Genomic DNA, 13,729 nt, shown 5'->3' with positions numbered 1-13,729 from the left:
TATAAACAAATAAAGACCGCACAGGTTGGCTGTACGGTCGTAATTCTTGTAGCTCTATTATTGCTGATTATACTGTTTTGTTTTCTCCCTTTACATTAATTTATTTAATACATATGTATTAAATCTCTGTAGATCACAACAACACAGGTTAATTATTTTTCCGCTTAGTCTTCAAGCATGTCCTGTACAAGTAGTGCAACCATCTTTGCAGTTTGAGCACGGGTAGCCTTCTCCTTAGGAGCAAAGCTTCCATCGCTTCCTCCGCTAATAATACCTGCACGCTGCATCGCGGTCACAGAAGAAGAGGCATAAGAAGAAATCTTTGCACTATCCGTAAATTCTACTGCTTTGTTGGTTTCCGTCAGCTGATACTTCGCAACCTTTTCGACATAACGCGTCAGCATTACAGCAATGTCCTGACGGGTAAGCGTATCATTCGGATTGAACTTGCCGTCGGAACCATAAACAATGTCGTTTTCATATGCCCATTGGATAGCCTTGAAATACCAATCACTTACTGCCACATCAGAAAAGGATGACGCAGCAGCCCCTCCCACATAATTATCTGAAAAGTTTGCAAGAATCATCACAAACTCAGCTCTTGTAATATTCGCATTTGGGCTGAATTTTCCAGCACCGGTACCGTTTATAAGTTCTCTTGCTGAAAGGAAGTTGACATAAGGTGCATACCATCCGGATACATCCGAAAATGCAACGTCGTTATAACCAATCGCATAAGATGAGAAATGGGTGGTTTTAAACGTTACCGTTCCGTTCGATTCATCATAGATGCAATCGGGAATCATCGTGAGTTGTCCACTATTTGAAATATAATAAATAACTAGTTTACTTGTATCCTCTCCTTTGACAGGCGTATATGGTATACTTACCGTTGCCGTACCTCCACCAAAGTCTGTTATGCTTGTACTGCCGGAGTTTATCTTCAAATCATACACCGGTCTATCCCCTATCATTGCCTTATCCTCATTAGAAAGGTCATCCACATTTGCTTTAAGTACCGTAATAGTAAGCTCTCCGGCTATATTTTTTCTAATTTGATTCAACACGTCCTTATCCAAGTTTACTGTAAAAATAGGAGATGAAATGATGAGTCCATCTGCACCATCGGTCAATGTGGTGACTGCTTCCTTTGGAATAGTTACAGCTATACCGCTTACGGTCTTATCCGGCTTGACCTTAATTTCCAGGGCTATTTGCTTATTCTGCTCCTGCGCTTTTTCCTTAGCTGATTTGATCATGTCTGAAATCTGATCCTTGGTCACACTGCCCGTCGCTACACCGTTTGTCCCGGTGACTGCCGCGATGGTTTGCGTTACGATAGCCTTACTGTCGTTTGTCGTTACCGCAAGAGAGCTTGCCGCCGCCGAAGTGCTTACGCTAGAGGAGCCTCCTGACTTAGAACCGCCTGTATTTCCGCTGGAAAGATCCGACACAGTAAGCTTATACCGATCTCCGGATGCCTTCACATACCTTGTGTAGAAAATATTTATATCGCCCGTTGTCGCATCCTGAGCGTAAGTAACCGGATTCCCGTTCACATCGGAGAACACAGTCGTGTCTATATTATAGTTATACATCGGTTGATAATTAACATAGGAAGTATACGCCAATGCCTCCCCCATCGTTGTTCCCTTGGCAAAATAAATAGGATAGTTCGCATCTTCGATCAAGTTGGGCCCATTCTCAAATCCCATATTTTCGCCGAGATATTGATAAACCTTTACCGCAGAGCCTACCTTAACCGATACCTCTGTATCAGAGTAGGTTTGATTATTATACCCTACCGTTACCTTCACGATATATTCTCCCGGAGCAAGGTCTGCTTTGCTTTTCAGTAATCCGTCTCCACTCACTGTAAAATTTGCATCCGAAGCGGAAAAGGTTGCGCCGGATATGGTTTTTCCATCAAGCGCTGCTATCAACTGAGTCTCCACATCCGTCGTCGTTTCCTCTACAGGAAAATATTCTTGCTGAGTTTTAACCATCATGCCCATCTGGGTCGGAACAGCAATGCTTTCAAAAACACCGGTGATAACCGTATCTTTTGTTACGTTAAACATGTAGGTATCAGGGACCTTAACCATGACGTGTTCTTCATTAGGTAACTCTAATTCTTCCAATTTCGTTGTACCATCCGTTGTTTTAATGCTGACCGATATGGACTTTGTTATTTTATCTCCCGATGCATTATTCATGCCAAAGGCTTTCAGAACCAACATATTACCTGATGGCACCTTTACCTTTTCTCCTATCGGAAGAGATTTCAGCCCTATAATATCAAAGGTATTTAGAACCCCTCCTTTGACATTTTCAATGGATACCGTTACTTCATCAACCTGAGGTTCCTCATTGGAAAGAGCCGGTACTGTAAGCGTATACCGCTGTCCGGATTCATTGACATATCTGGTGTAGAAAATATTTACATCATCTGTTGTCGCAATCTCGTCGGAAGTAACCTCATTTCCATCTGCATCGGAAAAAACAGCCGGGTCTATGTCATAGTTATACATTGGTTGGTAATTAAGCGCGTAAACCTTTTCCAATGCCTGAGCTATTGTTGTTCCTTCCGCAAAATAGACAGGATACGGGTCTCCTGGATTGCCTTCTTCTACCACCAGGTTCGGTCCGTTCTCAGCTCCCATATTCTCGCCGAGATACTGATAAAATTTTACCGCAGAGCCCACTTTTACCGATACCTCTACATCGGAATAGGTTTGATTGCCATACGTCACCGTTACGTTAACGGTATATTCCCCCGGAGTCAGAGCCGCGTTGCTTTCCAGTATTCCTTCTTCAGTGACTGTAAAATTTGCATCCGAAGCGGAAAAGATTGCGCCGGATACAGTTTGCCCATCAAGTACCGCTGCCAACTGCGTTTGAACCTCTGCATCTGCTCCTGTCACCGGGAAGTACTCTTGTTCGGTGTAAACGGACATCCCCTCCTGTGCCGGAACAGCAATGCTTTCAAAAACACCGGTGATAACCGTATCTTCGGTTACGGTAAACATATAGGTGTCAGGCCAACCAGGAAATTCTGTCAACGTTTCTGTTTCAGTCCCGATTTTTGTACTCACCGATACAGATTTTGTTATTTTATCTCCCGACGCATTATTCATGCCAAAAGCCTTAATAACTAACATATTACCGGAGGTTATCTTTACCTCTTCTCCTATCGGAAGAGATTTCATCCCTGTCATATCAAAGGTATTTATTACTCCTCCTTTGACATTTTCAACCGATACGGTTACTTCTTCGGCTTCCTGAGCGGATGTTACCGAGCTGCCAAAGTCTGCCGCAAAGGCGCTGCCCATTCCGGACAAAACCATGCATAGGACAGCCAATAAGGCGATTGCTTTCTTCATGTTCTCACTCTCCTTTTATTTTTAATCCTTTTTCCCTCTTCAAAAGGGTGGATTATCAAGGGGGTATCCGGTTAGCTTATGCTAACCTTTCGTCAATATTTATCCTCCCGTTTAAACACCAAATAAACTATGTCGTGTCTTGCTGATCCCAATGCATTTCTCATTCCTCTCTTCAAACTTTATACGACTATTTTTAAATAAACGGTCGTATAAAATCTATCATTTATGTTTTTATTTGTCAAGGAAAATGTAACCATCCTGTCAATATCGCAAGCGATATTGACTATATAATAAAAAATAATTGAATGGAACGTATCTTCAATGATAAAATAGGATTGCAATCAACAAGATTCACTTGAACGCTATGATTTTATACGGAAGGTCATGTTGACATGAAATCTTGATTTTAGAAAGGAAAGCACTCCATGTCTCCTAAAATATTTACACTTAAAGAAAGAGATGCTGCAAGAATAATGATGCTCGATGCCGGATTTGACCTCATTAAGGAATACGGATTAACCCATACCTCTGTTGACAAAATCACAAAAGCAGTAGGATTGGGTAAAAGTACATTTTACAACTTTTTTCAATCGAAAGAGATGTTTGTTTACGAGATTATCAAATATCAGCGTGACCGTGCAAAACAAATTTTTGTGGACACACTGGGTGGACGAGATAAGATGACGATTTCCGAAGCGAAGGTATTTCTGAGAAATATCATTTTTAGTGAAGACAGCATTTATCAATACCTAACTCCTGAAGATGTAAATAAGCTAAAATCCGCACTCCCACCTGAATATCAAGTCAGTTCCGAAGGAGAGACGACCATTATGGATGTTCTGTTTCGGCATATGGAAGGGGTGAAACAGGATCTTGACTACCTGGTCATTGCCAATCTGATCAAAATCATGGCACTCATCATGTGCAATCAGGATTCCCTTCATTCGGATGCTCTAAAAAGAACGCTGGACAGCATCTATGATCTTCTTTTTTCTCACATATTCGAGGAAGAGTTGTATGATATAAAATAATTGAAGGCTGCCAATTCAATATTGACAGCCTTTGAAACATGTGTAAAATTATATTAAATTTGAATCTTCATTAGCTGTTTGCACTGGCTACAATAGTTCATCAGCTATTACATATTTTTCAGCTTCATCATCCATCATTTTCTGATTTTCTATAAACAAATCGGAATGATGCTCTTCAAAATAGTCCAGTAATTCTCTTAAATTTAAATACTCAAAAAATATAGTCTTTGAGACTTGTATTCCTAACTCATTTTCTATCTCTTCGGTCATCTCTAGCATCATGAATGAATTAATACCATACTCCTGAAAATTCATTTCTAAATCAAACTCTTCTAATGGTATAGCGGTATATTTCATGATGATTTCTTTCAAAAAATTTTCTATTACATTTGTACTTTTCATTATTTCTCCCATCCCGCGCCGCATCCCTTGCGGCACAAATAATCTATTAACATGAATGTTCCTAGTACACAAATACATTGGCATAGTCTGAATTGATCACTTGTTCTAGAACTCTGCATCCGGTGTTGTTCTCTATCGGGTATTTTCCTTCTTTCAGATATTTCTCAAGCATATAATCGGGCATTTTCATACCGCCGTCTTTCCAATATCCCCATCCAATCGATGCGATATGGAAGCCTGCCGGTGTGCTGCTTGCTAAACGATTGACGAATCGATTCGCATAGGCATAATCACACTGTCCAATCAGACCCATTTCAGCTGAAACAGAAGAGAACAGGATTAAAAATTTGATCTTGCTGTCTTTAAAAAGTCTATAGCTATTAATGGACCCTAATACCTTCACTTCAAGAACATCTCTGGCTTGTAAAAAGTCTTTATTCATTATAAACGCATCGCTCGTGATACCGGCGCAATTAATGACCCCATCGATCCTGTCCTTATATGGTGCGATTTGGGAAAGACTTGACTTATAATCGGTTATGTCCATTTGTACATAAGTAATTTCTATTCCATATTTACTCATATCTTTCATAAACCGGTCCGTATCTTCATCGAGCCTTCTTCTTCCGGTAAAAATAATATTGGCTTTATACTTCGATATAAAGAATTCAATCAAGGTTCGGCCAATATGTCCGTTTCCTCCAATGATTAAATAGGTATCCCCGTTGTTCATGCGAAGACTGGAACTGTTCAGCTCATCAAGCTTTGTCAGTACGTTTTCGCTTCTGGACCAATGGTCATTGTATTTAATCAGGTTATTGGCGAATCCACTTAAAGCCTCTGTGCCAATGGCCTCTTCTAGTTTTTCTTTATCCATAGAAGGGACTTCCAGTATTTTATAAGTGATCTTTGGCATTTCATTTTTCACAACTCTCATGAAACTTTCTAACGATTCATTCAGCATATTGGATATGCCATTTCCAGAGAAATATACAAACATCATTTTTATCTTTTTAGCCTTTACTCTACTTATGCTCTTTATAAAATCTAAAACTCTTTCAAATGCATCAAAATAAGAATTGTATTTTTTATCAAGCATAACAAGTACACTTAACGCCTCCGTTTTTTCCTTCCATTCAATACCGGTTGTGTTCTCATGCTTCGTTATTTTTATGGCTGTAAATTCATAGTTCTCATCGCTGATCAAAAGATCAAACGTTACCTCTGAATTTGGTAAATCAACAGGATTATTTACCGGCTTCCATAACGGTGTGTAGAACCCTACTGTTTTTTTAGCCGTTGCTAATTGAAAGCCTTGTATTTTACCCAAATAGTTCTTTTCTTCATCGAACAAATGAATATTTATCGAATTATTCTTCGCATAACCCAATGCGTAGATTTCTTTCTGCTCGTCGATTTCAGGCAGCAATTCCATTTGTGACAGATAATAAGGCACAATTGCTTGTTTATTATTTGGGCATAACATATAGGCCATAGAATGCATTGCTGAATCCAATAAATAGCAACTATTGTTTTCCGGATTTTTAGAAATGAGCCGGGCTAACGCATAATCCGTTCCATTCTTTTTTCCGAAATGAAGCGTTTCACATATCCGGTATGGCGTTCCAAATAAAATGTGCTGCGATCGATAAAAATCATACATACCTCTGCTATTTTCACGCTCATCTATATGATCCATTTCCAAACTTTGCGTACTGCCGAAAGCCTCTATTGGCAATGCTCTGCCTGTCGCTGCCAAAACACCCTTGTTTTGCACTTCAAAAGTCAGATTAGGTCCCTTTTCTTTAAATAGAAGCACGATTTCCACGGAGCCATTCACAACAATAGGATGAATAAAATAAATATTTTCCAACCGTATATGGGCAGAGTCTAATAAATAGGAGGCATACGTTCTGACTTCTTCGATAATGGCGGCAGCCGGCAACACTTTATTATCCTCTATGATGTGATTGCTGACGCGCTCCTCCGTATCCTTTATGCTTACACGATGAACCATTTCCTTTTTTATTTTAAGAGGTCCAAAAACATAGGTCGGTAATGAAATAACAGTACCGGCAGGCTCAATAAAATCTGCCCATACTATGTCTTTACCCGATTCATACTGTTCCATAAGAAATCTGTCCTGATCCGAAAGTGTTTCATAAAAACCACCGTTTTTCTCTTTAAAACCCGATTTTTTATAAGTCTCCAAGACAAGCATCAACTGATCTATATCCTTCACAACGAGCAATTTACGGAATTCTTTAAAATGGGTTCTTCCTTTTTGCAGCGTATAACTGATATCCTGTAGTTGCAGCCGTTCTTTATTCTTCTTGATATAATTCAATAGGGCCGCTGCATTCGCCTCAAAGGATCGTTTGGTCTTGGCCGATAAAGGGATATAGTATGTACCGGCGTTTTCTTCCTCCGACAGTTCTCTTTGCGGAGCATTAGCCAGCAGTACATTCGCATTGGTGCCCGAGTAGCCAAATGAATTGACCGCTACGATATTCTTCTTTTTACAATCAATCGGTTCCGCTTCTTTCGCGATATAAAACGGGCTTTCTTCCATATGCAATAACCGGTTCGGTTTTTGGAACTTAATTTGAGGGGAAAGAATGCCATATTTTAAGGATAAGCAAGCCTTGATCACACTAACGATACCCGCCGCTCCTATGGTATGTCCGGTATTTGCTTTCACACTCCCAAGCGAACAATACGGAACCCTGTCATCCGAACGCAGCACTTCCGACATCGCGTTAAATTCGATGGGGTCGCCTAATTTTGTAGCCGTTCCATGGCTCTCCAAATACCGAATCTCCCTTGCGTTTATGTTGGCGCGATATAGGTTTTTACGCAGTAACGCACTTTGTGCCCTTCCATTCGGAGCGGTTATCCCATTGGACTTCCCGTCTTGATTGCACAGACTGCCTTCAATAATGGCATAAATCTGATCCCGATCTCTGACCGCTTTTGAATAGGGTTTTAATAACACAAATCCCACCGCTTCTCCCGGTACAATGCCTGAAGCCGTGTCATCGAAAGGCAGGCACTCCCCGGTATCAGAGAACATCCCAAGCGCACTGGTATCCTCAAAAAATTGTTTAGAAGTAATGAGGTTGATTCCGCCTGCTACCGCATATTCATTATCCTCATACAAAATACTTTTGCATGCCTCGTGCACAGCGACCAGAGAAGAAGAGCACGCCGTATTGATCGTTACACTTTCTCCGTGCCAATTAAAGAAATACGACACTTTTGCAGAAATCATAGCCGTATCGTTCCCCATTTTATAATACTGGGTATTGGACGGTTCTCCCTGATGTTGATCTTTATAATGATCGGCTACCCCAATAAAGACGGCGATTTCTTTATCTTCCATTTCGCTCTTCGTCTTTCCGGCATCCTCTAACAATTTCCAAGTATACAATAACGCCTGTTTTTGTTCTTCACACATCCATTTTGCTTCTCTCGGAGCTATGCCGAAGAAAACAGGATCGAATTCATCGAATTCATCCAGATATCCCCCTGAAATCACACTGGAATCCGTTTGCATTCCGATCTCTTTTTTTCTCGCGGAAGGAAATTCTTCTACCAGGCACTTTCCTTCTGCTACTGCTTCCCAGAACGCTTCTGCATCCCGATTACCGGCAAAAGTTCCGCTGATACCGATGACTGCGATTTTTTCTTCTGCTTCCTGTTTCGAACTATTTTTCTCTTTCACGCTTTTCTGTGTATGTTTTAAATATTCGCCTAACATACGTATTGTCGAGTACTGATATAATTCGGTTACACTGAAATCAATCCCATAGAGTTCGCTTATCCGGTCCGCTAATTCGATCATTTGGAAGGAACTGATACCCATTTCATGAAAGGACGTATCGTCTTCCGGCTGACAATTTAAGACTTTCTCAAACAGCTCCGTCACCGTATGCTTCCCGTTGAAAGAATCTTGTTGCAGCATTTTTCGCAGTTCGGCAATATTGATTTTACCGGTCTTCGTTTTAGGCAGTTTATCAATGACAATCATTTTTTCCGGAATCATATAAGACTCGATCGTATTGGCCAAAAATTTTCGCAGCTTCAGCAGCTCCGGTTTCTCATGCTTAAACACGATAAACGCAATGATCTGATTTCGTCCATCCACCGTATCGGTAATGACTTTGCACTCTTTCACCTCTTCAAATAGATAGACGGCCTGTTCTACTTCTAACAGTTCTACCCTTTTTCCTTTTATTTTGCATAGAGAATCTTTCCGGTTACGGTATTCTACCAGTTCCGTTCCGGATAGGTAATTCCCATAATCGCCTGTTAATAACATCTTCTCATTCACGTCAGAAATCCATGTAAGCTCCATATGTTTCAGATTCGTTTCAATGGTATTGCGTTCCTTGAAATAGTAACAGGTGGCAATTTGTCCGATGATTCCTTTTGGAACGACCTGCTTGGCATCGTTCACGATTGTAACAAGATAGTTATCAATAGCGTGGCCAAGCGGCACTTTATCATATTTTTTTCGCTGCAAGTCGTCTGCTAATAAAATCGTATTGCATTCCGTCATTCCATAGTTGTTGATGACCTTTATATGCGGATATTTTTCCATAAATGCATATAACAGGTCTGCTTTCAATTCTTCGCCTAAAGGAACGGCATACTTTAAGGAATCGAATGAGAATCCACTGTTTACAAAATAGTATTCCATCAGTGTCGGAACGATTTGAATCCAGGTGATTTGCTTTTCATTGAGATACTGATTGAATTTTTCCGCATCAATCAATATTTCATCCGAAATGAGAACGGTTTTCAAGTCATACACAATTCCCAAAAAATATTCGGATAAAGACGGAATATGCTGTAATGGGGAACGCTGAGCGATACTATCATCGGCCGTAAAGTGGCATGCTTTATGATGCGCAGCAACAACATTCATGATCGGGATCTGATTATGTTCGACAATCTTTGCGGTACCGCTGGTGCCGGAAGTTTGCAGCACACAAATGGTGTCCGTCAGCGATGTATTTTTATTTTCATATACGTCTTGATAGGCCGCTGATTGTTTATGAATTTCCCGATACTGCAAGCAAACGATAGGTTGGTTGATCTTCTCGCTGGCGGTATCGGTCAGGATAACCGCAATATGTAACCGCTCTGTGATATCGGTAAGCTTCGCTGCCGGTATACTGTCATCCAGCGGTACATAGGCTCGTCCGGATTTAATAATTGCCAATAGGACAATAATTTGTTCCAGACTCCTCTTCCCCATAACCGCTATGTATGTTGAGTCACACGTTAAATCGTCGAAGAAATGGCAAATTTGATTCACTCTCTTTACTAGTTCTGCATTCGTTATGAATGAATATTCATCTTCCAATGCAATCCCGTTCGGATTCTGTACGGCATTCTCTTCCATATATTGAATAACGGTTTTATCCATATCGCTGTGGTTCAATCGATTTATGGAAGGATCATCCAACGGAAAAGAACGGTTTGATACGTCCGTCTCCATTTCCTTATATTTAAACACCGTATGAATTCCATCAAGGATACATTCTATACTGCTTTCTACATATTGATTTTTATAATATATTTTTAGCTCCGCAGCCCCTGATTGCATTAAAAACAACAGCATAATATCCGGACAATCCGATGAATACTTGAGCTCTATTTCTTCTGCCTTTACCCCCGTCAAAAAAGTCACACCCAATTCCGGATTTGTCTGGGAAGAATTTTTATATAGTTTAACTGGATTATAGATAAACTCCTTTATGGTTGTTTCGGTAATATTCGGATCAATCAGCATATTAAAGTGCATGCAACTACTGCTCTGCGGATTCTCCGGCATATAGACCGCATAGGTAAAATGGACATTCCCTATCAACCTATAAAACAAAATATTTAACGCGTTTATCCAGCATTCAACCGGATAGTCTGCAGGACCCCACCGGTGAATTTTCTCAAGCATAGGCTCCGCCTGCCGGCTATTGTATCTCGGAATACAGTTCGACGCGTACACAACATCGGACTCCTCTGCTTCCTGAGCCTTTTCAACCATTTCAATCTTAGAATCCATCACCATGTTGGCAGATGAATGGTCTATCATCAACCTGTTTTCTTTAAATTCCAACTGAATTTTCTTCATATTATTTTACCTCATCTATAAAAAAGACGTTCTCTTTCTCAATAAATCGCTTAATTCCCTGGAAAACTTCTTCACTGATCACATGTTCTATCCGGCAAGCATCAAGTTCCGCACGTTTTTTTGAAACTTTCGCTATTTTTTGGAAAAACAGTGCTAATATCTCCTGCTTCTCACAAACTCTCAGTGCAATCTTACGCCCTGTTTCCGTTAGTTCCACCGTCCCATTATGGTTTATATACAAATATCCTTCCTTGCCAAGAATCCGAACTGCTCTGCTAATACTGGGCTTGCTATAATTCAAACTTCTTGCTATATCAGCACATCGCACATTACCATTCTCACCAGATAACTTGTTTATGGTCTTTAAGTACATTTCTCTTGATTCATTCACTATCGATTACTCTCCTTCACCTTAGTCATTCCGTTCTCCTCTCTCTTCCGATTCTGATAATTGCGTCTTTTCCTGCTTATGCGTTGTTTCTCCATTTCTACAGGCCCGGATTCCTCTTTATTCAGCCACTTTTCAAGCGTATGGATAGAAGGATAGTTTAAGATATCCACCATTTCAATATCATGTCCGGTGTATTTCTTGATCTCGATCTTTAATTTGTACAGCAATAAGGAGGTTCCTCCTTGTTCAAAAAAATTCTGCGTAATGGATACGTTCTTTACATCCAATGCCGCTTGCCATGCTTGGATCAATTTCAACCGAAGATCAGAGCCTGATACCGTTGCCGTATCTTTTGCTTTAGCAGTAGTAACGGAAAGTTCGTTTAAAAGCATTCGGTTTATTTTTCCGTTATTATTCCTCGGCATTTCTCGTAAAAATATATAGGTTCTGGGGATGGCTGTCTCACTGACATAAGATTTGAGAAATTTTTGTATCTCCGGATGGTTCACTTCTTGTCCTGTGCGTGTTGTATAAAAGGCAACAAGATGATGATCGAGCACATTCACGGCACAGTGCTCGATCTCCGGATATCGGCTAAGGGCATGTTCCAACTCTTCCAGTTCAATTCTCTGCCCGTTTATTTTTATTTGATGATCTTTTCTCCCTATATAATAGACTCGGCCGTCTTCATCGTAAGTTGCTAAATCCCCTGTGTTATATAATCTGTCTTCCATACCAAAAGCATTGGAAAGAAATTTATCTTGATTTAATTCTGATTTCGTATAGCCGTTGATTAATCCTTCCCCGCCTAAATAGAGGGTTCCGATCATACCCGGCAGACACAGATTCCCCTTTGAATTGAATAGATATAATTTTTTTCCGTTTATGGGACAGCCAATCGGCACTTCATCCATCGGCAGCAATTCCTTTTTACTGCAGTGATAATACGTCGATACGCTTGTGCATTCCGCCGGACCATACACATTGGCAAACCGGGCATTGCATCGATCCAATCTCGCCCACTTTTTTACCGCAGACGGCTGAAACGTTTCCCCCCCTAAAACAACCTCTCTTACCGATTCCAAGTCCGAATAATTTTCAATCTCGACGGTCTTTAATAGGGCATCAAATAACCCCGGCACACAGTTTAAATGGGTCACTTTGTGAGATGCAATAATGGCTTTTATGTCAAACGTATCAAATAAATTCTCCGGTCCCATTACAATCCGGCCTCCGGCCATAAGCGGAGCATATATGTTTTTAATAGAAGCATCAAAACTAAAATTATTGAGGAGAATAACGTTCGATTCTTCATCTATTTTAAACTCCTCTTGATACCACAAGCACATGTTTAACATATTTCGTTCACTGACCAAACAGCCTTTGGGTTCTCCGGTCGTACCGGATGTATAAATCAAATAACTTCCCTGTTCCTGCTGCAAAAGCTCCTGATTTCGCTCAATTGCTTCGGCAGCTTTATCGTCATTTACGCCTTCAAACGCTTTGATCGTCGTTCCCTGTAAAATATAACGCAGGCCGCTGTCAAGCAGAATACGTTCCCGTTTTTCAGCTGGTAAACTGGAATCCAGCGGGACAAATATCCCCTTTACTTTCGCAATGGCCACTATACTGATCAATAGCTCCGGATAATTGGCACATTCTACTCCGATGGCTTCATTCATGCGAACCTGTTTCTGTGCCAGCTGTTCCGCTAACAGGTGTGCTTTTTCATCCAACTCCTTATAGGTAAAACTTCGTTCTTTACCGGATACCGCAATGCGGTTCGCATAGTTTTCAACGGCCGTTTCAAACCATTCCGTAAAAGGTTTTATCCTTTCTGTCCGGGGTTTGCCCTGCCATTCATAACAGATTTTTTTTCGTTCCTCTTTATTCTCAAGACAATAACCATGAATAGGCCGATCGGCATAATCGTCAATTGCGGTTACGATCCGTTGAAATAATTCAGAAATCAACGGATAGATCCGCTTTTGAGACAAGGCATACTTAAAAGAGAGGATTCCTTCACTATAATATAGGATCAGTTTGCTTTTCTCTTCGGTCAGCTTATCGCCATACTGATGTTGAGCAACCGTTACATCATAACTTCCTTGTATTTCTGCTGATTTTCCTTCCTTGCTCACGCTAAGAAGCATTTGCATCAAACTCCGCAAGGTCAGCTCCTTATGCAGATCAACCTGAACGGATAAATTGGTCCACTTATTGGACCAATGGATGCTCACCTTGTCTTCATCATAAAGGTAATAATGAACGGCGATTAGAATGGCTGCGTACAGAATCTGTTCGAGTTGTTTATTTTCTTTCGTTATTTTCTTTACATGTTCATAGGTTTCTTGGCCTAATACTAATTCTTTTTCATACAAAC

At 40.6% G+C, this 13,729-nt stretch carries 6 protein-coding genes; 1 reads left to right on the top strand and 5 read right to left on the bottom strand.

Translation table 11 applies throughout. The features are described 5' to 3' along the window. Positions 1-164: 164 nt before the first annotated feature. On the bottom strand, positions 165-3,383 hold the full coding sequence (locus JYB65_RS11285) for an S-layer homology domain-containing protein (RefSeq protein WP_206582786.1): 3,219 nt from the start codon (positions 3,381-3,383) through the stop codon (positions 165-167). Positions 3,384-3,808: 425 nt separating this feature from the next. Between JYB65_RS11285 and JYB65_RS11280 the strand changes: the two genes are divergently transcribed. Beyond that, the gene (locus JYB65_RS11280; RefSeq protein ID WP_206582785.1) at positions 3,809-4,414 is read left to right on the top strand and encodes a TetR/AcrR family transcriptional regulator; all 606 of its coding nucleotides are present in this window, start codon (positions 3,809-3,811) and stop codon (positions 4,412-4,414) included. A gap of 87 nt (positions 4,415-4,501) precedes the next feature. Here JYB65_RS11280 and JYB65_RS11275 read toward each other — a convergent pair whose 3' ends face one another. Genes JYB65_RS11275 through JYB65_RS11260 form a run of 4 tightly spaced genes read right to left on the bottom strand, consistent with a single transcriptional unit; the run spans position 4,502 to position 13,727 of the window. Beyond that, the gene (locus tag JYB65_RS11275) at positions 4,502-4,828 is read right to left on the bottom strand and encodes an acyl carrier protein (RefSeq protein ID WP_206582784.1); all 327 of its coding nucleotides are present in this window, start codon (positions 4,826-4,828) and stop codon (positions 4,502-4,504) included. A gap of 49 nt (positions 4,829-4,877) precedes the next feature. Further along, positions 4,878-10,955 (bottom strand): SDR family NAD(P)-dependent oxidoreductase, encoded by a 6,078-nt coding sequence (locus JYB65_RS11270; RefSeq protein ID WP_206582783.1) that lies wholly within the window; start codon positions 10,953-10,955, stop codon positions 4,878-4,880. Between the two features lies 1 nt (position 10,956). Next, positions 10,957-11,346, bottom strand: a complete 390-nt coding sequence (locus tag JYB65_RS11265; RefSeq protein ID WP_206582782.1) for an iron dependent repressor, metal binding and dimerization domain protein — start codon at positions 11,344-11,346, stop codon at positions 10,957-10,959. Next, positions 11,346-13,727, bottom strand: a complete 2,382-nt coding sequence (locus JYB65_RS11260; RefSeq protein ID WP_206582781.1) for a non-ribosomal peptide synthetase — start codon at positions 13,725-13,727, stop codon at positions 11,346-11,348. The genes JYB65_RS11265 and JYB65_RS11260 overlap by 1 nt, the downstream gene beginning before the upstream one ends. Positions 13,728-13,729: the final 2 nt, after the last annotated feature.

It is taken from the genome of Clostridium aminobutyricum, from assembly GCF_017255415.1.
Lineage (GTDB): Bacteria > Bacillota > Clostridia > Peptostreptococcales > Anaerovoracaceae > Aminipila > Aminipila aminobutyrica.
The sequence above is the reverse complement of the archived record's forward strand: the minus strand, read 5'-3'. Positions and strand labels throughout refer to the sequence as shown.